The organism is Thalassomonas sp. RHCl1 (assembly GCF_947387555.1).
In the GTDB taxonomy this organism is placed as follows: domain Bacteria; phylum Pseudomonadota; class Gammaproteobacteria; order Enterobacterales; family Alteromonadaceae; genus Thalassomonas.
Genome location: NZ_CANDNZ010000026.1, coordinates 22,695 through 40,706, shown reverse-complemented (window position 1 = coordinate 40,706; position 18,012 = coordinate 22,695). Strand labels below are relative to the sequence as shown.

The 18,012-nt window shown below is 50.4% G+C and carries 19 protein-coding genes; 10 read left to right on the top strand and 9 right to left on the bottom strand.

Annotated elements, in window-relative coordinates:
• Nucleotides 1–156: 156 nt before the first annotated feature.
• Together QL234_RS31325 and QL234_RS31320 are read left to right on the top strand one after the other, a co-directional pair.
• On the top strand, nt 157–402 hold the full coding sequence (locus QL234_RS31325) for a type II toxin-antitoxin system CcdA family antitoxin (RefSeq protein ID WP_281561659.1): 246 nt from the start codon (nt 157–159) through the stop codon (nt 400–402).
• Nucleotides 402–719 (top strand): CcdB family protein, encoded by a 318-nt coding sequence (locus QL234_RS31320; RefSeq protein ID WP_281561658.1) that lies wholly within the window; start codon nt 402–404, stop codon nt 717–719. Before QL234_RS31325 ends, QL234_RS31320 begins: the two co-directional genes overlap by 1 nt.
• 165 nt (nt 720–884) lie before the next feature.
• Here the strand turns inward: QL234_RS31320 and QL234_RS31315 are convergent, their stop codons facing one another.
• From QL234_RS31315 to QL234_RS31305, 3 genes are read right to left on the bottom strand one after another with little or no spacing between them, the layout of a single operon-like run.
• Entirely contained in the window at nt 885–1,058 is a 174-nt protein-coding gene (locus tag QL234_RS31315) for a hypothetical protein (RefSeq protein WP_281561657.1), read from the bottom strand.
• A gap of 30 nt (nt 1,059–1,088) precedes the next feature.
• Nucleotides 1,089–1,388: a type II toxin-antitoxin system RelE/ParE family toxin gene (locus tag QL234_RS31310; protein WP_281561656.1), complete on the bottom strand. Its 300-nt coding sequence runs from the start codon at nt 1,386–1,388 to the stop codon at nt 1,089–1,091.
• Entirely contained in the window at nt 1,378–1,635 is a 258-nt protein-coding gene (locus QL234_RS31305; protein WP_281561665.1) for a type II toxin-antitoxin system ParD family antitoxin, read from the bottom strand. The genes QL234_RS31310 and QL234_RS31305 overlap by 11 nt, the downstream gene beginning before the upstream one ends.
• Nucleotides 1,636–1,960: 325 nt before the next feature.
• Here QL234_RS31305 and QL234_RS31300 point away from each other — a divergent pair, with 325 nt between their 5' ends.
• Entirely contained in the window at nt 1,961–2,575 is a 615-nt protein-coding gene (locus tag QL234_RS31300; RefSeq protein ID WP_281561655.1) for an ATP-binding cassette domain-containing protein, read from the top strand.
• Nucleotides 2,572–3,684, top strand: a complete 1,113-nt coding sequence (locus QL234_RS31295; protein WP_281561654.1) for a DUF6136 family protein — start codon at nt 2,572–2,574, stop codon at nt 3,682–3,684. The genes QL234_RS31300 and QL234_RS31295 overlap by 4 nt, the downstream gene beginning before the upstream one ends.
• A 120-nt stretch (nt 3,685–3,804) precedes the next feature.
• On the opposite strand, the gene QL234_RS31290 is transcribed toward QL234_RS31295, so the two are convergent.
• From QL234_RS31290 to QL234_RS31265, 6 genes are all read right to left on the bottom strand, one after another.
• Nucleotides 3,805–4,662 carry a phytanoyl-CoA dioxygenase family protein gene (locus QL234_RS31290; RefSeq protein WP_281561653.1) on the bottom strand — a complete coding sequence of 286 codons (858 nt, stop codon included), beginning with the start codon at nt 4,660–4,662 and terminating at the stop codon, nt 3,805–3,807.
• 12 nt (nt 4,663–4,674) lie between these two features.
• Entirely contained in the window at nt 4,675–6,237 is a 1,563-nt protein-coding gene (locus QL234_RS31285; protein WP_281561652.1) for an AMP-binding protein, read from the bottom strand.
• 33 nt (nt 6,238–6,270) lie between these two features.
• Nucleotides 6,271–7,128 (bottom strand): DUF692 domain-containing protein, encoded by an 858-nt coding sequence (locus QL234_RS31280; RefSeq protein WP_281561651.1) that lies wholly within the window; start codon nt 7,126–7,128, stop codon nt 6,271–6,273.
• Between the two features lie 176 nt (nt 7,129–7,304).
• On the bottom strand, nt 7,305–7,733 hold the full coding sequence (locus QL234_RS31275) for a GNAT family N-acetyltransferase (protein WP_348650748.1): 429 nt from the start codon (nt 7,731–7,733) through the stop codon (nt 7,305–7,307).
• Nucleotides 7,734–7,814: 81 nt separating this feature from the next.
• Nucleotides 7,815–8,651 carry a hypothetical protein gene (locus tag QL234_RS31270; protein ID WP_281561650.1) on the bottom strand — a complete coding sequence of 279 codons (837 nt, stop codon included), beginning with the start codon at nt 8,649–8,651 and terminating at the stop codon, nt 7,815–7,817.
• On the bottom strand, nt 8,638–9,453 hold the full coding sequence (locus QL234_RS31265; RefSeq protein ID WP_281561649.1) for a hypothetical protein: 816 nt from the start codon (nt 9,451–9,453) through the stop codon (nt 8,638–8,640). The genes QL234_RS31270 and QL234_RS31265 overlap by 14 nt, the downstream gene beginning before the upstream one ends.
• A 603-nt stretch (nt 9,454–10,056) precedes the next feature.
• Between QL234_RS31265 and QL234_RS31260 the strand changes: the two genes are divergently transcribed.
• The 6 genes from QL234_RS31260 to QL234_RS31235 are packed head-to-tail and all read left to right on the top strand — an operon-like array spanning nt 10,057 to nt 17,942.
• Complete coding sequence (locus tag QL234_RS31260) at nt 10,057–11,535, top strand: 4-hydroxyphenylacetate 3-hydroxylase N-terminal domain-containing protein (RefSeq protein ID WP_281561648.1); 1,479 nt, start codon at nt 10,057–10,059, stop codon at nt 11,533–11,535.
• A 53-nt stretch (nt 11,536–11,588) separates the two neighbouring features.
• Nucleotides 11,589–12,773 carry a glycosyltransferase gene (locus QL234_RS31255; protein ID WP_281561647.1) on the top strand — a complete coding sequence of 395 codons (1,185 nt, stop codon included), beginning with the start codon at nt 11,589–11,591 and terminating at the stop codon, nt 12,771–12,773.
• Complete coding sequence (locus QL234_RS31250) at nt 12,766–14,625, top strand: alpha/beta hydrolase (protein WP_281561646.1); 1,860 nt, start codon at nt 12,766–12,768, stop codon at nt 14,623–14,625. Before QL234_RS31255 ends, QL234_RS31250 begins: the two co-directional genes overlap by 8 nt.
• Nucleotides 14,615–15,427, top strand: coding sequence for a nucleotidyltransferase domain-containing protein (locus QL234_RS31245; protein WP_281561645.1), 813 nt, complete (start codon nt 14,615–14,617; stop codon nt 15,425–15,427). The genes QL234_RS31250 and QL234_RS31245 overlap by 11 nt, the downstream gene beginning before the upstream one ends.
• Nucleotides 15,428–15,481: 54 nt before the next feature.
• Nucleotides 15,482–17,056: an AMP-binding protein gene (locus tag QL234_RS31240; RefSeq protein ID WP_281561644.1), complete on the top strand. Its 1,575-nt coding sequence runs from the start codon at nt 15,482–15,484 to the stop codon at nt 17,054–17,056.
• Nucleotides 17,057–17,114: 58 nt separating this feature from the next.
• Entirely contained in the window at nt 17,115–17,942 is an 828-nt protein-coding gene (locus tag QL234_RS31235) for a Stf0 family sulfotransferase (RefSeq protein ID WP_281561643.1), read from the top strand.
• Nucleotides 17,943–18,012: the final 70 nt, after the last annotated feature.

Genomic DNA, 18,012 nt, shown 5'->3' with positions numbered 1-18,012 from the left:
TTTGTGACTATAAAAAGATTATCTGTCCCCCCCCCCCCAACCTCTTCCTCTAGCGAGGTACAGCCTCGAACAATATCCCTTACTGAACTTCTATCGACCTTTACAATGCGCATTAGGATGCGCATAATTAGCATATCATCATATGGAGAGAAAATTATGCAACCATTATACGATTTTGATGCTCCAAAAAAAGCAACAAACCTTAGCTTAAATAGTGACTTACTGAAGAAAACAAAAGCTCTTAACATTAATTTATCCGCTACTTTAGAGCAAGCTTTAACAGATAAATTAAAAAGTATTGAAGAAAAAAAATGGGTTAAAGAGAATAAAAATGCCATTACTGCCTACAATGACTTTGTCGAAGAAAATGGCTGTTTTGCTGATGAATTTAGAGAGTTTTAATGCCACAATTTGATGTCTACGAGAATCCAGGTAAAAAAAGCCGTGAAGCATACCCCTATATTATTGATGTCCAAAATGCTCTGATTAGTGACATAACCACAAGGATAGTGATCCCGTTAGGAAGACTTAGTTATTTTAGAAATGAAAAAATGGATGGGCTAACACCAACCATAAGGTATAAAAATGAAGAGTTTATTTTACTTACGCCGCAAATAGCCTCGATACCTGCCAGTTTACTCAAGACCCCTATTGGCTCATTAGAAGCAATGAGAGATGAAATTATCGCAGCAATTGACTTTGCGATCACAGGTATATAGCAGGCATCTCCTACCCCCTTGGGCATGAGCATTTCCTGATAATTTCCCTTATTGTTTTTTCATCTCGGAAGGTGTTTTTTGGAGTTAATTTCGTTTCAAAAGCAGCTAAGTTGTCAGTTATAGTGCTTGGTTTAGGTGGGTGCTACCGAGTACTTTTTGAACCTTTTATTCTTTTATCAAGGTTTTCATCACTTCATCCAAATTCATTACCCGGCCAGAGACAATATCTCTCTCGGCCATATTGACCAATTTTAAAAAAGCTAAACGCTCATCCATTAACTGTGACTGTTTATCACTATCTGTCTGAGATATAGGCTTTCCCTTTTGGTTTATTTGCATTGATTCTTCCTGGATAATTAAAGCGGAGTGTCAAAAATGGATCTCTGGTAACATATTGGTATGAAGAATACGCACAATAAAAATGTCATTCTTTCGCTGCCGATAATAAATAACATGACTTATATAGCGATAAAAAAGGTAACTTCGCTGTGACTTATCGTGAATATAATCACGACCTAATTCAGGGTTGTCAGCCAAAAACTGCAGTGTTTCTATCAGGCCTTCAATATATTTTATTGTTTGTCGTTCACCAAAATCACTAAAACTTCGCGTTGTGATTTGTACGATATCCTGGTCAACATTTTTGGATTGTTTGAATTTACCGGTCATTCGATTCCGCTTTACATTGAGCAAGGGTTGCTTGCATGATATCGGCGATAGAGTTTTCACTTTCACCGCTATTTTCACCATCAGTCAATGCATTCTGTAAAGCTTCTCTTTTGCTTTCTTCTTGTTCAAGTAAGCGAAGCGCTGCGCGCACAGCTTCACTCGCGGAGCCATAACGCCCATTCTCAGTGAGCTGACTTAGAAAAGCTGTAAAATGATCACCTAGGTTAATGCTGGTCGTATGAGCCATCATCTTTCTCCTAATTCTTACTTTTATAAAGTTACTATATTATAGTAACTGGCACAATATAAGTCATTCCCCCTCCTGCTATAAATCGTACACTCGAGATCACTCTCAACTTCACCTTTATATACTCCAAGGGTTGTGAGATGTCATCTCTGCTGCCGGGAGCCGAACTCTCGTGGCCTTGCTCCCGCCAAAGGGCTTTACCGGATACTTTCGAAACAAACGATTTCTCCTCTACCTCTTACTGTATTTTGCTTTTTATTTTAAGTTGCTTCCACCCACGTTTTTTTGCATATTACATTTATTAATATAATGTTAAGGAAAACACTTGCTTTTACTTCACGAAATTTCAAAGTCTTATCAAAAAAACTCGGTTATCAATCAATTAAGCTATCAATTTGATCAACAACGCTACTGCATTATTGGCCCCAACGGCAGCGGTAAGACCACCTTGTTGATGTTGGCAGCAGGCCTGGAAATCGCCAGCTCGGGGAAAGTAACCTTAGATGATAAACCCATTTCTTCAGTCTCCGCCAAACGCCAGTTGGGGATATCATCGGATAAAATTATGCTGCCGGATTTCTTAACGCCGCAACAGTTGCTTGAATTTCATTGTTCGCAGCATGCTTGCCCGTTTCCCACGCAATTCATTGAACACTTAGGTTTTGCTCCCCAGTTAACCACACAAGTCTCTGCTTTATCACTTGGCAATTTAAAGAAGATCTCACTGTTGCTGGCATTGGCACATCAACCGCAATATTTGCTGCTTGACGAGCCGACAACCGGCTTAGATCACCAAAGTCGCACCTGGCTTTTGACCTATCTTGACAGCTACCCCGGGAAAATTATCGTCACCAGCCATGAAGAGAGCTTTACCGAAAATGAACACTACCGCAGTGTCTTTCTCAATGAATTAAATCAAGGCAACAGCATCATATCATGAGCCATTATTTTAAACTGCGCGGGCAAATTTATTATTTTGAATTAAAACGTATGTTGGCATCGGTGATCCAGCTAGTTAGCTTTTTAATGATGATACTTTACCTGGCAATCCCGGCATCTATCCTCACCGCCCTGGTGTCTTTAAGTGTGATAGCAGATATGCAAACTCCGCCGGAGCAGCGTATTTTGTACCAGTGGGGTTACTTTATCCTGCTATATCTGCTACTTAGGATCCAGAAAACAGCCATTTTGGCGCAAAGCTATCAACCCTATATGGCCAGTTTGCTGATCCCCGCCAGGCACAGATACACGGCAACCTTTTTGCTGACCTTAGCCGCCGGCAATATCCCGTTATTGGCACCGCTGTTTTTAGTGACCTTTATTCCTGATTGGCAAACTTTCATCCATCAGCTGCACTTCCCGCTCTTTGCCCTCTCGGCCATAGTGCTTGCCTGGATCAGTATAAAAAATAAAGGGGTTCCCTGGTTAAGTCTATGCCTGGCGCCTGTACTGCTGTATTTTACAATAAAACACTATGACATCAGTGCCGTTACCCTCAACACCGGGGTCTTAGCCTTATTGCTGCTGGAAGCGGTTTTCGATCCCCTTCGCTTTATCGGCAAACAGACCTGGCGTATGCAGCAGTATTGGCAAATACGCTGGATTGCCATCATGAAAAACCCCACCAATCTCACCGGTCGTATTTACTTTTGCGCCTTGTTTCTGGGCTTGGTTGCCTATGTGCAATATAAAATGGCGCTAGGCGCCAACGGCTTTATCCAAATATTGGTGTGCTGGGTACTGGCCCTGGTGATAGGTTCTTATCAATTTGATAATGAAAGGTTTTACCGTAAGCATCCCCATTACCTGGCCGGTTTGTTAAATCAGCACCGCAGCCGTTATCTTATTGATATGCTGCCGGCCATGGTGATTGCCGTGCTTACAGGTTCAGTCATCACTTTTGGCTTAAATTTCTCCGTGGGGATGTTAGTGCTGTTACCTTTAGGTGTGCTGCTTACTATTGTCAGCGTCACTAAGTTTTACCGTAACTTTTTTATTTTACCGAGCCTGTTTTACGCCCTGTTTTTATTCTACCTTAAAATGGCATAAAGCTCAGCGGACAAAACGCCGACAACCAAGAGCGCCGGAGTAAGCTTAGCTGCCTCCGGCGTTTTTATATTGAGCTCTGGCAAAAGTGAGTAAAAAGTCCGAAAAACGGAGCTAATACTTTTATGCCTCGGTCACCAGCTCCCGTAACGGACCATATTCCGACGGCAGGCTTTCGGTATCTTCAAGCAGGGACAATAAATCCTGTCGGATCGGCACTCGGGCGGTATGCTCGGCGATTGCCCTGGCATTAAGCAGCGGCGGCTTACCCACGGTTTGTGCGGCCCTGAAGGTGGTGTTGATCACCCGTCTGGGGGTATCAGCAATATTGATACCCTGGGAGTGAATCATCATAGGATCCATCAAAATCACCGAACCGCGCGGCGCCAACAGTTGCGTGGTACTCGGGAAATAACTCTGTTCATAAACCCGGTAATCTATGCCTTTTTGCGGCGGACGCGGATCGCTGTTTTTAAAATAATAACCCGGTTCTTTTTCCCTGTGGGTGCCGGGCACGACTATGGTTGCCCCGTGCTCCGGGGTAAAATCGTTCAACAACAAAAAAACGTGTAAATAATTCGGGGTTATCTCGCCGTCCGGCCACAAGGTATCCCGGTGGAAACTGATATCGCCGTCCAGGCCACGCTCGGCGTTTCTCGGATCCGGCATATTGGTTTGCATCAGACTGTCACGCAGTACGGGTTTATCCAGGTAGCCGTGAACAAGTTTCTGGATACGCTCGCGCATCACCAAATCCTGAAGCTCCTGGCTGACGGCATAAAGGCAGCGGGTGGTTCTCAGCGGCCAGCTGTGAGATAAAATCACCTCCTGCTCAGATCTGAAAGCTTCCACCTCAAGCTCGAAGCCGACACAGGCTTTTTCAATTTTATCCACCAGTGCGATATCGACGAAATCTTTCAGCACGATATACCCGGCCTGTTTCAGGCAGTATAAGTCACGATCGTGTTGGTTTATGCTCATTTTGTTCTCCTGTTAGCGCCGGGCGCGCGGACGTACTATTTTACCATTGGCAGAGCGCGGAATAGCTTCAACAAATTCCATCAGGTGCACCCGCATATGATCCAGCTGCGGCCACTGACATTCGATCAAATCGAGAATCCCCCCTTGCAGCTCCTTGGGGTCACTGCCATTACCGGGCACAATAAAGGCCTTAACCCTTGATACCCCGTCTTCATCCCTTGCTTCCATGACCGCACAATCTTCTACCCGCTCATCGCGGCGAATGACATTTTCAATACGCACCGGGCTCACCCATTCGCCGCAGCCGGTTTTGATCATATGATCCCAGCGTCCGGCATAAAATAAATAGTCCCCGGATGCGGTAAAAACATCATCGCTGACATACCAGCTCTGTTCAAAAGCCGCACGGGTCCGCTGGGGATCGTTCCAGTAACCTGTAGTTACACTGTTGCCGCGGATACACAAACGCCCCTGTTGCCCCTGCTTAACCTCACGGCCATCGTCATCGATAAGCTGTACTTGATAACCGTCAAGCACCTTGCCTAAAGCTCCCTGAGGCATATCTTCGCCGTTACCGGCAATAAAAAAGTGCCCCACTTCCACCGAGCCGAAGCCTTCGGTCACCGACAGGCCGGTCAAGTTAGTCCACTTATCCCGCACCGATGCCGACAATACATCCCCGGCAGACATCACCATACGCAGCGAGCGATACCAGTCATGCTCCCCCGCTTCGCTGTGGCGGTTAAGCTCGGTTAAAATCCGCGGCTGTGCCAACAGCACACTCGGGCGGTAACGTTTGGCAGCAGCGATAACCTTGTCCACCGTCATTTTTTCTTCGGCAACAACCAGGGATGCACCGGCAAGCAGGCTAAACATCAAGCCGCCCACCAGGGAATAACCAAAAGTCAGTTTAGTCACCGTCATCACAGTATCCTTTGGCGTCAGCCCCATCAACCCGGCATCCACGCTTTGTGCGCAGTTGAGAATATCCAGATGACGGCGGGTCACCGCTTTGGGCCTGCCTGTGGTGCCCGAGCTGAAGGTCAGGTATAACACATCGTTGGCGGCCATGACTTCATAGTCACAGCAAGGAGCTGAATTATCGACAAAAGCCTTAGTCGCCTGTTCAAACAGAGGGTCCACTTCAACCAGCACACTTGCAATCTCGGACTGAGCCAGGCTTTGTCTCAGCGAAGCATTCTCGACAGAAACCACCAGACATTTGGCGCCTATATGTTTTAGCAGCGCGGGGATATCGGAGGCATTCTCATTCGGGTTAATGCCTACCGGTATCGCCCCCAGCGAAATGGCGGCAAGGAAAATATAAATATAAGCCGGGGTATCCGGCAGCACCAGCGCCACCCTGTCCCCGCGCATAACCCCCTGGTCCATCAGCAGCGCACGGGCAATGCCGACACTTTGATAAAGTGCGCCATAGCTGATCACCTGATCGTTAAAATACAGGGCAGGCACAGGGGAAGCGCCGCCGTCGGCATGTTTGACCAGAAGATCGGCAATCAGGTTATAGCGATCCCCGCTCCCGGGTAGGGTAAAATTATTTTCTGCAACAGTCATCTCTAACTCCTTTGGCAAAATGCCTGTTTAAAATTACGCGGTAATAGCCATACGGCTTTGTTGCCAGACACTTTTAATCGCCTGAATTTCTTCGATAAGTTCGTCAATAGACGGAATATTTTTTTCTCGTTCCAGCACTACGGCTTTCGGCGCTTTCGTGCGGCAGGCATAAGCAAATAAGTCGAATACTGCCTGGTTAACCGCATGGCCGTGGGTATCGATATAGACGTCTTCGATTTCCTCGCCGCCGGCCAGGTGAATTTCCACTACCCTGTCGGCGGGCAGGCTATCGATAAAAGCTATGGGATCCAGGTCATGGTTAAGGCAATTGGCGTAAAGGTTATTGATATCGAGTAACAAACCGCAATCGGCCGCCTCGATCACCCGGGTAAGGAACTCGGCCTCGTCCATTTCGGCCCCGGGAATATTGAAATAATAAGCAATGTTTTCAATCAGCACGGGAATGCCCACCACCTCGGCCATATGGCGGATTTTTTGTGCGACAAAATCCGCCGTTGCCTGGCTGCGCTGCAGCGGCAGTAATTGTCCTGCGTCCACTTGCTGTGCCTTGGTAAACGCCAGATGTTCGCTGAACCAGGGACAACGCAACCGGGCCAGCTCAGCCTTAACCCGCTCCAGATGGCCGTCATCGATGCGGGCCTCATCAAGTGAGCCCAAAGAAGCACTGACCCCGTGGGCGGTTACCGGCACCCGGCCTACCACCTGCTCGTAAAAGTCATCCGGCAAGATACCGGCAAAGGCGGTTTCAACAATCAACTCAAGAAAGTCGAACGAGTCAATCTGCTCAACTATCTCCTGTGCGATCTCAGTTCTGAAACTAAGTCCCACCCCCAGCATGGGCAGGCGGGCCTTATCGAATTTAGGTTGCATCAACAGCCTCCGGTTGATTCATCTATGTCCATGTTAAGACTTGCCTGTTGTCGGCCCCGGGTGGCGATCAATAACGGGCAAGTCCCAAATAAAGTGGTGTGCAAGCCCGCAGCAAGCACACCGCCGATCCCTTGGCTCCCGGCATTTTTTCCTTAAGCCAAGACTCGGCAAAAAAGTTACGACTGCTTATAAGCCTGCCAATTCCACTTCTCGATCAGATACTCCGGCTTAGCGATGGCTTTAAAACCAAATTTTTCATACAGGCCGTGAGCTTCAACGGTGGCGATCAAAGAACGCCTTACCCCCTGCAATTTCGGGTGATTGGTCATCTCCTGCATCACCCACTTACTCAGTCCTGTGCCGCGGTGCTCTTCCTTGATAAAACCGTCGCCGAGAAAGGCGAAGGTGGTATAGTCGGAAATTGCCCGTCCGAAACCAATTTGTTCTCCGTCATCGGTAAAAACGGCGAAACATAACGAATGCTTGATCGCTTCTTCTACCGCCTCACGGGATATGCCTTTGGCCCAGGGACTTTCCGTTAAAAATCCATGGATAAAAGACAAATCCATTTCCTCAAGCTTGGTGCTGATCCGGTAACCTTCCAAAATAAACTCTCCCTATATGTGTATTACTAACAGATTAAACTCATTGATGGTGCTGACTTAAAGCACATGTTATCTTCGCCGTCAGGTGACCAGCACCATAGACGGGCTCAGCCTTAAAACACCGGCACGCATTAAATAGTCGAGCATAGGCATCAGGCTGGCCTGCACTTCTGCAGCTTCCCCGCGCACCAGGGCCGCCACCGGGGCCGGTTTATATGCCCGGCCAAGTACGCTTGCCAGCTTGTTTGGAATAATCGAAACATCCACCGCCAGCCCGCTTTCTTCTTTGGGTCTGAAAATGACCGACTGACTGGTTTGCTGCTCACTGGCAACACTTTCCCCGGCCCTGAGCTGCTTGACTGCCGTGATCACATCATGGCTGAAAGTTTCCACCAGCACATAAGGGCACAGGCTGACACAATCCCTGAGAGCCAGCGGCCGTACCTGCATTTGCATATCACTTTTTTCATCCCTGTGAAGCAGTCTGCGGGATACTTCATTAAGACCGGCTTCATAGCGTAAAACATCTTTAAGCAGGCTGTTTTCCCGAGCGGATTTCTGCAGAAAATTGGCATAAGATACCGCTTCTTCGGTTGCACTGGGCATGCCCGGCGGCGCACTCTGCTGATAGCTCTGCCACGGATGGCTGAAATTATCCCCCAGCATTTCTCTGGAGGCAGGTAAAAGATTGGCTACCCGCTTAAAGCGGCGCTCGGATAACAAAGAAGCCAACAAGGTCACGCGTTTACGCGCCGTTGGCGACAGGGCGGCTAAACTTTCTTTACAGGCTTGGTGCTGCTCGGGAAGCAGCTCGCTGCCGCACTGTCCGAGATAACGTTTCGCTTTTTGCTCGTTGGTGGCGATATCGGCGAGCGCTGCCTGAAAAGCGGCAGTCATATAATCATTAGGCTTGCTCAAGGCTGGCTACCTGCTGGGATAATTTATTATTGATCGCTGCCAGGCGCTCCCGGTCGGCCCCTTCAAGCGCTTGCTCAAGGGCAACACTGAGACGGTAGCTGAGCGCGATATTTCGTCCGGAAAGTCCCTGGACAAGACGTAACTTGGTCTTATTACCGGCAAGTTCAAAAACCCGGGTCATCAGGCCTTCAGCTTCCTCGCCGTCGATGCCGAGTAAAATATCGGTAAAAATGGCCATCGCCCGGGGACGCAACTCTCCCGGCATACGCGTGGCATCGCCGAACCATACGGTAGTGCACTCTGCCGGACGATTCATATCATCGGTACCGAACAGATGCAGGCTTGCCGAGGGTTTGTCGCTTTCATTGGCGACATTATGGATGCACGAGGGCAACAAATACCCGGTTTCTCCCTTCACGGCTTCGATATGGTTATCCACCGTCAGCTCTGGATGTTCGAGATCGCCGGCATTGTCATAGGTTTCAAACACCATTTCATTATGGAAAACCCCGGTAACCCCCCAGGTGGAGTGCATATGCGGACTGTTTTTATGGTGCGGCGGCCAATAAATAAGGTGCGCGGCAAACTGTTGGTCCAGTGACACCAGCAGCGGCGGCTGCGGTTTCAGATCCGGTGCCTGTTCGAAATGGCCCAGGGCACGCTCTATACAGGACATGACAAACTCAGGCCCGGTAAGTGCCTCCCTCATCAAGGTACGTATCTGGGGAATTTTATCCTGCTCTTGAAGATTTGAAGAAAGAATGGTGAGCACGGACTGCTCAAAGTCAGCTAACCTGGTCATGGTCCCTCCCAACCCCTGCTTGCCTTAGGCGGCCAAGCCTGGTCTCTTATCCATTAGAAATTAAGTAAAACATAAAAATCAATAAAGTGAGCGAAGTCATACCAAAAGGTAAAACAACACTCACTTACCTTTAGGTTCTGCCTAGTTTGCTATTAAGAGCAAGACAGACAACCAGCTTCTGCACCGTTTTGGTTTTCAGAAGAGTCGCTAGACTCAAGTGCGAAGTCCTTCAACTCTTCCATTACTTCAGCTGTTTGATAAGACATATTTAATCTCCTTATTTATATTGATTTTTCTACTTAATTTAAAAACGCATGCGTAACATGCAATTAACATCCTATACACTTCGTACATGCTGTCAATCGCTTTTTATCAAAAATATTTATTTTCATTTTTTTAATCTTTAAGGCTTGATTTATAAAGCCAAACCGAGTTTAGTGCTCATAATGGCTCTTAGAAACCAAAAACAAATGTAACCAAATTGTTACATTAATTAAGGTGAAAACCTTATTTTTCGTACTAATAACCATAAGTTAAATATGGATTTGATAGGGAAATATCGGACAACAGCGATTGTCTGTGATTTTAATGGGGAGTAGATTTATGCTGAAATCTGGCGAGCAGTATCTTTCGGGTCTGCGTGATGGACGAACTGTCTATATCGGCAATGAAAAAGTGGAGGATGTCAGCCAACATGACGCCTTTCGCCATGGTGCACGCACCATTGCCGATATCTATGATAAAAAACGGGCAGACGCCGGACTTTCTTATACCGAAAACGGCGAAGTTTTCAGTGCTTATTACAAGATGGCACGAACACGTGAAGATCTGGAATTTCGCACCTCGGCACACCGTACACTGGCGTCTTACCACCACGGCCTTATGGGCAGATCTCTTGATTATGTTTCCAGCTTTATCACCGGAATGGCTACGGCACCACAAATGTTTGGCCCTTATGCCGACAATATCAGCCGCTATTACGATTTCTTACGGCAAAAAGACATTTTTCTCGCCCATGCCGTGGTGCCGCCGCAAACCAGCCGGGATCCCGAGTTCTACCAGCGGCCGAATATTTCTTCGCCAAGTTGCCAGGTAGTGGCCGAGCGTGATGACGGAGTGATCGTGCGTGGCATGAAGATGCTGGCAACAGGCGCCATTCTTGCCGATGAGATCTGGGTCGGTAATATTATTCCCCTGGCTCCCGAGCACAAAGCAGAAGCCATTACCTTTTCACTGCCCTGTAATACCCCCGGCCTGTCGATGTGGGCGCGCCGCCCCTATGAAAACACGGTAAAACATCACTGGGACGCCCCCTTAAGCACAAGATTCGACGAAACCGACTCCGTGCTGATTTTCGACGATGTCTTTATCCCGTGGGATCGGGTCTTCGTCCATAACGATCCGCAGCTGGCACGCGCTATTTATATCAACACCCCGGCTCATGTATACGGCAATCACCAGTCCAATGTCCGGGTCCAGAGCAAACTCGGCTTTATACTCGGCCTGGCAGAGCGCCTGGTAAGCGCCAACAATCTTGAAGAGATCCCGGTTATACGCGAGACCCTGGGCCGTTTGGCGGGCCAGGAAGCCGCCTTATCCGGCATGATCGCCGGGCAAATCCAGGCGGGAGAAAGCTGGGCCAACGGCTATATGGGTTATAACCGCAGGATGATGTATGCCGCCCTGAACTGGAGCGTAGAGCATTACAGCAAGTTTATCGCTGAGCTGCGTACCCTGCTTGGCGGCGGTGCTTTTAACCTGCCGGCGGATCATTCTATTTTTCAGGATCCGCAAATGTCGGCGTTGTTTAATAACTATTGGACCACACCAAACATAGATGCCGGTGAGCGCTTAAAGCTGGTACGCCTGATCTGGGATCTGGTAGGCAGTGAATTTGCCGGACGCCAGCTGCAATATGAGCAGTTTTTCGCCGGCGCCTCGATGATCCTTGCCGGACATAATTTCCGCGAAGCCCCCTGGCAGGAGTTCAGGGGAATCATCGACCAGCTTATCAGCGAACAGCCCGTACCGGTACCGACAGCGGCAGCGGCGTCAATAGTTAACAGCACACAAGCCGTGTAATTTCAGCCCGCTGACACGCTTATTTCAAAGGAAAGAACAAAAGGAAGACAATCATGAAAATTCTCTGTTCCAGCATCCCGGCTTTAGGCCATTATCACCCTATGCTGCCCACGGTCAAAGCCCTGGCGGCGGCCGGCCATGAAATTCTTTTTGCCATTGCCCCCGGCTTTCACGGGGAAATTAACGGCGATGGCTTTAAAGCCGTCGCCGCCGGTATGGACATGGACGACCTGATCGCTGCCGCCGATGAGCCGATGCCGAACCAGGAAGTGCTGCGCCCGGATCAAAAAGCGGCGCGGATGTTTTCCCAGATAGCCCCCCGGGCCATGCTAAAACCCCTGATGGAAGTCGCACAAGAATGGCAGGCGGATGTGTTATTACATGAAGAAGGCGAATATGCGGCCCCCCTTGCCGGCCACCTGCTTGGCCTGCCCAATGTTGCCGTCGGCTGGCCGTCGCCGATGCGGGCGGCCTTTCAGCTTGAACGCCTGGAGAATGCCTTAAATGAATTCTGGCTCGAATCCGGGGTAACTCCGCCTGCCAACGGCGGCGTATTCAAGACTTTATATCTCGATCCCTGTCCGCCTATGTTACAAACCCCTTTTGGCCTGTCGCTTGAGACCGCCTTTTCCATCCAGCCGGCGGTGCCGGAAAAACTTGAACCGTCGGCGGCCCCCGCCTGGTTGAGCGCCATGCCCGACGGCCCGGTTGTCCACGTTACCTTTGGTACGGTTGCCACCTATAATACCGCCCCGGATATCTATCTCGATATTATTAACGGCCTGGCCGGCAAAGGAGTCAACCTGGTGATCACTGTCGGCGAGAACCTGGATCCGGCGGCCCTGGGCAGTCATGGCGAGAATGTTCATATTGAGCGCTATATTCCCCATGAACAACTGCTGCCCCACTGTGACGCTGTGGTGTGCCATGGCGGTTGCGGCTCAACCGTATCGGCGCTTGCCCACGGCCTGCCGCTGATCGTGATCCCGCGCGGCGGCGCCGTTCAGATGCGCAATGCACAAGCCTGCGAGCGCACCGGTGCCGGGCGCATGATTGCCCCGGGAGATGTCAATGTTGACAATATCCGGGACAGGATTCTCCAGGTCCTGGCCGACAATAGCTTTAGAGAGACGGCTGAAAAAATAGCCGACGAAATCTACCAACTGCCGCCGGCATCGGCTGCGGTAGCGCTGATCGAAAACCTGGTTACCGGACAAGGGGAGCAAAGTTGTGGCTAGCACTTCCCGACAAAGCAGCCCGGAGTTACCGTTTTACCTGGCGCTCTCTTGCTCCCCCTGTGCTCAGGCCTGGGCAGAAGTTGTCGTCGGCTGGTCACCGCAGGGAAAGATGGAAAGCCAGTGTTTCCTCAATACCAAAACCACCCGGAGCAATTTATGGCGCAGCCCCAAGCTGATCCCAACCGCTGACGGTACCTTAACGGCCTGGCACCGGGATGGTGCGCGGCTGGCGGTATCGCAGTTTTTAGATGTGCATGAGTCAGATCTGCAGGGCAGGTTAAAAACACACAGCTTCTCCAAACCCGTCAGCCAGTTGGTATACGATGATAACGGCGCTTTGCTGGTGCTATCTAGGGAGAACCTATACCTGTGCCCCTCCCTAGATAGCCTACAGGAAAAACAACCGCAACTGGTGAGCCGGGATATTCTCGCGCTTGCCGCTATCGGTGACGCAGTTTACCTGGCAAAGAAAGAAATGGATCACTTACTGGTTGTCACAGCTGATGGCGAAGAAATTTACCGCTATCCCTTTGAAGGCCGGGATATTGACAAGATCTCTTTAAAAGGCACAAAACAAACCGGGCTTTTCCTGGCACTAGGGGATTGCCCAATCAAGGGAAAATGCCGCTTTACCCTGCTGCGCCTCAAGGACAATAAAACGTTTTTCGACGACGTGGCCGGAGTAGGTATTGCCGAGCTGCAAATCAACTGCCGGGTGCTTGATAACCAAAACATCGCTCTACTTGGCGAATTAGATACGGTATCCGGCCTCTACCTGATTGATGAAAACGGCCACAGACAGCGCCTGAGTGACCCTTCATTGGAAGTTGACCTGATGTCCTGGTCGCCAAACGGACAAAACGTGATTATCAGCGGCAAGGATACAAGAATACCCGGGGCACGGCGCAGCCAATGCCTGGGCCGTGACGGCTACCTTTACCTAGACCAGGCCCAGGCGACTTGCCAAGCAAGCTGGGTCAATAACCTGGACTATATCCGGGTGGTTGAGACTCTGGAAAGTACGCCCTGCTGGACCTTATCTCGGGAAAGTCTGCCACAGCGGCAGCAAGTCCGGCAAACCCCGAATAACAAACAGCCTCAGGAACAAGCACAGCTTGATTCAGCTAACTCGCTGGTCTTTTCAGGAAATGAAAAAACGCCTGATTTTGCAATACTTTATGTCATGGGCCCCCACAGATTCTTTGCCAGCGGGCCGGAGCGGCTTTTTTACCACTACAGCATCCGCTCAGAGCTTCAGGCTCTGACAGGTGAACACGGCTTGTTGCTTGGCCTTAACGGCAACGGCGCACTGGGGAGCGGCAGCGATAAGCGGGTTCAGCAAGCAATTTATGCCCGGGCAGCACAAACAGAGATAGACACAGCGATCAAACAGCTGCGTGAGCGCTGCAACGGCCCGGTTTTTCTAGTCGCAGCCAGTCTCGGCTGTCTGCCTGCGCTGGCTTACCTGGCCGATAACGATATTGACGGCGCCGCTTTCATTAATCCTGTCTATAGCGCGGATATCCCCCCGCTGCGGCCGTGGCGCCACCTTTATAGTGAAGACAACATGCTAACTACTGCCCTGGATAGTTATGCCCCTCAAATCAATACCCCGCTATTGCTGGTGCACGGTCAAAGGGACCCGATTTCGCCGTCACAGCACAGCTCTGATTTTATGATGTCGCTGCCGGAAGAGCTTGACTGCCGTTATATCACGGTACAAAACGAAGGTCATATTTTCCAGAGCCACGAAGGCTGGCAAACCCTGTTAACCAGCTTGCATAGCTTTATCCGGGATCTTTGCCCCCAGGTACAGACAACAACACAAAAGGAGCTGGTCAATGCATCATAGTGACACTATGGCGACACTGCTGGCGGAGATCTACCCCGACAGCGCAAGCCGGAAAAAATCCCTGTCCGCTAAGGCACTCAAAACCCTGGTCAGTGACTATATACAAGCGCAAATCCCTGATGTGATCTTGCTGCTCATCCACGGCTCCGCCACCACAGGAAAAATGACCCCCTACTCAGATATAGATGTTATGGTGGTGCGCAGAAATTTTGCTGGCATCCGCAAGCATATTGCTTCTCATCAGGGTTACTGCCTTGATGTTATCGAGACCGGCGCCGATCATATCCAGGACTTGCTGGCCAATGCCCGCCATAGCGGCAATGACTGGATCGTCAGCGCTTTAGCCCTGGGAGAAGTGGTTATCGATAAATGGCAAGACAGTACCCAGGCCAGGCAGGCGGCAAGTACCCTGCTTGAAACCGGCCCGGACGCCCCGCCGGCACAGCAAATCAATATTATCCGTTCATCGGTCACCAGCCTGGTTTCAGAGCTCTGCCGCAGTAAGACGGAAGATCAGGCACTGATGGCGGGTATGGCACTGTTTACGCCGCTCTCTTCTTTGCTGCTCAAACAACAAGGGGCCTTTTCCCACCGCGGCAAGCACCTGGCCAACCACCTGGAAGCGGCGGCGCCCGACATTAACCGGCGCTTGCGCCAGGCCTACAATGAACTGCTGGAGAATAAGCCCCAAGCCCTTGCGTTATTGGCGCGTGATATTCTCACTCCCGTTGGCGGCTGGCTGATGGCAGGTTTTGAAAATAACAGCAGGCTTGCACCCAAAGCAGCAAAAGTGCAGAACTAGCGGCGTTGTTCTTACCTGCCATCCCTTGCGCTACGGGCACAGGGGATCAGGCGAATGGACACGCGAAAACTGGAGACATTTAGCAAGATGAATAAAACACAAACCGCCAACAACCTGGCGACAACCGCCTTGTTTGCTCAGGCAAAACGCCATGAAGATCGCACCGCTTTATTGGTTGACGGACAAGCATTCAGCTACCGGGAAGTGGCGGATATTGCCACCGGTTACGCCAGACAACTTGCCGCCCTTGATATCCGTCCGGGAGAACGGGTGCTGATGGCGATGCCCGACTCTATCGGCTTTGTCGGCGCTTTCTTCGGTATCATGTCGGTTGGCGCCGTTGCCGTCCCGGCCGCCCCGGGGCTGTCGCAGCAGGCAGCTCAGCATATCATAGATAAAACCGACTGTAAGCTTGCCCTGGCGGCAACAAGCGCCTCCCTTGAAGCGCTTGAAAACTGCCAATTGCTCTTTATCGATTGCCAAAGCCGTACGCCATTTCTTGATCAAACCACCGATGCCCCCTTTGAAGTGGTTGAGCGCACCGGTGATGATCTCGCCTATATCTTGTTCAGCTCAGGCTCTACCGGGGCGGCAAAAGGCATTCCCCACCGCCATATCGATCTTTTGCACTGTGCCGCAGCCTATGCCGATCCGGTAGTGAAATATCAAAGTGATGATATAGTGCTGTGCGTACCTAAACTTTCTTTTGGCTACGCTCTGGGCTGCAACCTGGTCTTTCCCTTATTATCCGGCGCCGCCTCAATACTGATAGAGCCGGTACCGACCCAGGAAGTGCTTGAACAAACTGCCCGGCTACAGCCGCCGACAATTTTTATCGGCCAGCCGAGAAACCTGGTGGCTATGCTGGAAAGCGGCCCCGACGGCCCGTTTAACAAACTGAGACTGGCGGTTGTTGCCGGTGAAAAATTAAGCCCGACACTGGCACAGCGCTGGCAAGAGGTTTTTCCCGGCGTGCCCCTGCTCGACGGCTACGGCACCACGGAAGCCAATGCCATTTTTATTTCCAATACTCCGGATGCCTCAAAACTTGGCAGCCTGGGTAAACCCCTGTCAGGTTATCAGGTACAGCTGCTTGGCGGGCCGGAATTAACCCCGGTTGAAGAAGGAGAAACCGGCGAGCTCTGGTTCAAGGGAGACAGTGTCTGCCGGGAATATTGGCAAGATCCCATAGCAACTGCTGAGCGCATTCGCGATGGCTGGGTGCGTACCGGGGATCTCTTCACCCGGGATCAGGACGGTTATTATTTTCTCCAGGGACGGCGCGACGATCTGCTAAAAGTGGGCTGCGGCGACTGGGTTAACCCACTTAGCGTCGAAGCCGAGATCCAAAAGGTAGACAAGGTTGCCGAGTCTGTGGTGGTAGGTCATCCCGACAGCGACGGGGTGATCCAGCTTAAAGCCTTTATCTTATTAGTTGAGGGAACACGGCCAACCCGGCGCATACGCGATGAGATCCTTATAACGGTAAGTCAGGCTTTCGAGCAGACCCCCTCACATCATATCCAGCAAATAGAATTTGTTTCCAGCTTGCCAAGAACAGCAACCGGCAAGCTGCACCGGCAAAAGCTCAAGTCCCATACTCAACTTGAATTTGCCTATCAGTGCTGAGTCTGGATTCAGGCTTGGAAATAACAACAGCCGCTAAAGATACACAGGAAACTTGATAATGTCGATCGGACATCTTAATGATCTTTATAGCAAACATTATGACTATGCCCGGCGGCCTGACAAACCGCTGAGTACTTATATTATTGCCACCACACCACGCAGCGGCAGCACCCTGCTGGGCCTGAAGTTGTGGCAAACCGGCGTACTCGGCGGTCCCACCGAATATCTGAACCTGCCTTACCGCCATCAACTGGCCCGCCGGTTCGGGGCACAAAACAGCCGTGAATATCTGGAACAGTTGAAAACGTGGCGCACATCAGCCAATGGTATTTTTGCTTGTAAATTATTCTGGTCGCACCGTGTGGCACTACAAGCTGCTCATCCTGAAATGCTGCAAGCACTTGCCCCCACGGCTTATGTGTTTCTTACCCGGGATAACAAAACCGCCCAGGCAGTGTCATTGTCGCGCTCGATGCAAACCCACTCCTGGGTTGCCAGCGCCGAAAAAAAACAGCAGCCTAAATATGTTTACCGGCATATTCTAAAATGTCGTGAATATCTGCGCTGGCAGGAAGAGGGTTGGCAGCAATATTTCAACAAGCAACAAAGCAAAACCATATCTGTCACTTATGAAGAGCTGGCAAAAGATACCGAGAGCACGATTGATAAAATCAGCACTTTTCTGGGGGCGGATAGCAAAGACAGCACTCCAGTGACCCTGCCGGATATCCATGTGCAGGGTAACAAGGAAAGTAAACTCTGGCAGCAGCGGTTTAACGAAGACTATCAACGCCTTGGTTACCGGGACATGGATATGCAGGCCCTGAGCGCTGACTTTCCCGGTTATGTCGGCAACTGGTCGGGGGCTTTTCCTGTAGAAACTTAGGCGAAATGATATACCCGCCCAGCGAAAGGGCAGGCAAGCCTGCCCCATTGCATCACTGCTTTTTGCCCGC

Excerpts from the sequence above, each read along its gene's own strand:
- QL234_RS31325 (WP_281561659.1), top strand. The coding sequence starts at position 157 with ATGCAACCATTATACGATTTTGATGCTCCAAAAAAAGCAACAAACCTT.
- QL234_RS31320 (WP_281561658.1), top strand. The coding sequence starts at position 402 with ATGCCACAATTTGATGTCTACGAGAATCCAGGTAAAAAAAGCCGTGAA.
- QL234_RS31315 (WP_281561657.1), bottom strand. The coding sequence starts at position 1,058 with ATGCAAATAAACCAAAAGGGAAAGCCTATATCTCAGACAGATAGTGAT.
- QL234_RS31310 (WP_281561656.1), bottom strand. The coding sequence starts at position 1,388 with ATGACCGGTAAATTCAAACAATCCAAAAATGTTGACCAGGATATCGTA.
- QL234_RS31305 (WP_281561665.1), bottom strand. The coding sequence starts at position 1,635 with ATGGCTCATACGACCAGCATTAACCTAGGTGATCATTTTACAGCTTTT.
- QL234_RS31295 (WP_281561654.1), top strand. The coding sequence starts at position 2,572 with ATGAGCCATTATTTTAAACTGCGCGGGCAAATTTATTATTTTGAATTA.
- QL234_RS31290 (WP_281561653.1), bottom strand. The coding sequence starts at position 4,662 with ATGAGCATAAACCAACACGATCGTGACTTATACTGCCTGAAACAGGCC.
- QL234_RS31285 (WP_281561652.1), bottom strand. The coding sequence starts at position 6,237 with ATGACTGTTGCAGAAAATAATTTTACCCTACCCGGGAGCGGGGATCGC.
- QL234_RS31280 (WP_281561651.1), bottom strand. The coding sequence starts at position 7,128 with ATGCAACCTAAATTCGATAAGGCCCGCCTGCCCATGCTGGGGGTGGGA.
- QL234_RS31265 (WP_281561649.1), bottom strand. The coding sequence starts at position 9,453 with ATGACCAGGTTAGCTGACTTTGAGCAGTCCGTGCTCACCATTCTTTCT.
- QL234_RS31260 (WP_281561648.1), top strand. The coding sequence starts at position 10,057 with ATGCTGAAATCTGGCGAGCAGTATCTTTCGGGTCTGCGTGATGGACGA.
- QL234_RS31255 (WP_281561647.1), top strand. The coding sequence starts at position 11,589 with ATGAAAATTCTCTGTTCCAGCATCCCGGCTTTAGGCCATTATCACCCT.
- QL234_RS31245 (WP_281561645.1), top strand. The coding sequence starts at position 14,615 with ATGCATCATAGTGACACTATGGCGACACTGCTGGCGGAGATCTACCCC.
- QL234_RS31240 (WP_281561644.1), top strand. The coding sequence starts at position 15,482 with ATGGACACGCGAAAACTGGAGACATTTAGCAAGATGAATAAAACACAA.
- QL234_RS31235 (WP_281561643.1), top strand. The coding sequence starts at position 17,115 with ATGTCGATCGGACATCTTAATGATCTTTATAGCAAACATTATGACTAT.